The sequence below is a fragment of the Nonomuraea rhizosphaerae genome, from assembly GCF_019396405.1.
In the GTDB taxonomy this organism is placed as follows: domain Bacteria; phylum Actinomycetota; class Actinomycetes; order Streptosporangiales; family Streptosporangiaceae; genus Nonomuraea; species Nonomuraea rhizosphaerae.
Map to the genome: position 1 here is coordinate 1 of NZ_JAHKRL010000026.1, position 1,490 is coordinate 1,490.

Annotated in this window: 1 protein-coding gene; it reads left to right on the forward strand. The window is 74.6% G+C overall.

Features of this window, described 5'->3' with window-relative positions; genetic code table 11:
- The first annotated feature begins 28 nt into the window (after positions 1-28).
- Entirely contained in the window at positions 29-1,435 is a 1,407-nt protein-coding gene (locus KME77_RS01230; RefSeq protein WP_219460547.1) for a leucyl aminopeptidase, read from the forward strand.
- Positions 1,436-1,490: the final 55 nt, after the last annotated feature.

Consider the following 1,490-nt stretch of genomic DNA (forward strand, 5'->3'; position numbering starts at 1 on the left):
GCCCCGCTGACGTTTGAGGTGATCATCCGTGCCCATTGAGACCACGGCGACGGCGGTGGCCGAGCTTCCCGCCGACGCGGAGCTGCTGGCCGTCCCCTACGGCGCCGACCTGGCTCCGGCGGTGGAGCTCGGCCTGCACGTGCCGGTGTCCGGCCTGCTGGCCCACTACGAGGCCAAGGGGGAGGCCGGCGAGCTGGTCGAGGTCCCGGTGGCGCGCGAGGGCGGCGTCGGCAGGGTGCTGCTGTACGGGGTCGGCGACGGCTCGCCGCGGGCGATGCGCAAGGCGGCCGCCCTGCTCACCCGCAAGGCCAAGGGCAGGCAGACGCTGACCGTGGTGCCGCCCGAGGGTGACGTGACGGCGTTCGTGGAGGCCGCGCTGCTGGCGGCGTACACGTTCAGGATCGGCTCGCCGGGCAAGCCGGCCGTGCGCGCGCTGACGTTCGTGGGCGCCGACGAGGAGGCTGTGCGCCGCGCGCAGGCGGTGGCGCGGGCGGTGGCGCTGGCCCGCGACCTGGCCAACACGCCCGCGTCGGTGAAGAACCCGGCCTGGCTGGCCGAGCGCGCCGCCGAGCAGGACGTCCCGGTGCGCGTGTGGGACGAGGAGCAGCTCCAGGCCGAGGGCTTCGGCGGCATCCTGGCCGTCGGCAAGGGCTCGGCGAGCCCGCCCCGGCTCATCCAGCTCTCCTACGACCCGCCGGAGCCCGCGGAGCGGCACGTGGTGCTGGTGGGCAAGGGCATCACGTTCGACTCGGGCGGCCTGTCGCTCAAGCCGACCGAGAACATGAAGACCCAGAAGACCGACATGGCGGGCGGCGCGGTGGTGATCGCGGTCATCTCGGCGCTGGCGAGCCTGGGCGCCCGCGTACGGGTCACCGGCCTGGTCGCCGCCGCCGAGAACATGCCCTCCGGCACCGCCCAGCGGCCCAGCGACGTCATCAAGCACTACGGCGGGCGCACGGTGGAGGTGCTCAACACCGACGCGGAGGGGCGGCTGGTCCTGGCCGACGCGCTGGCCTACGCCGACGCGGAGCTGGATCCCGACGCGGTCGTGGACATCGCCACGCTCACCGGGGCGATCACCGTCGCGCTGGGCCGCGGGTACGGCGCCGTCTACGCCTCCGACGACGACCTCGCCGGCGAGCTGGTGGAGGCCGGCCGCGACAGCGACGACAAGCTGTGGCGAATGCCGCTGATCGACGACTACGCGCCCGCCCTGAAGTCCTCGATCGCCGACCTGAGCAACGTCGAGACCGGCTCCACCTACGGGGCGGGCTCGATCACTGCGGCGCTGTTCCTGCGGGAGTTCGCGGGCGGACGGCCGTGGGTGCACCTCGACATCGCGGGCGTGGGACGCAGCACGGTGGACGAGGGCGTGCTCACCAAGGGCGCGACCGGGTTCGGGGTACGCCTCCTGCTGGAGTGGCTGACCCGCTGAGGCGGGCCGGCCGCCGGGTGGCGTCCTCGACGGGCCGGCGGGCCGGGGGGGGGCC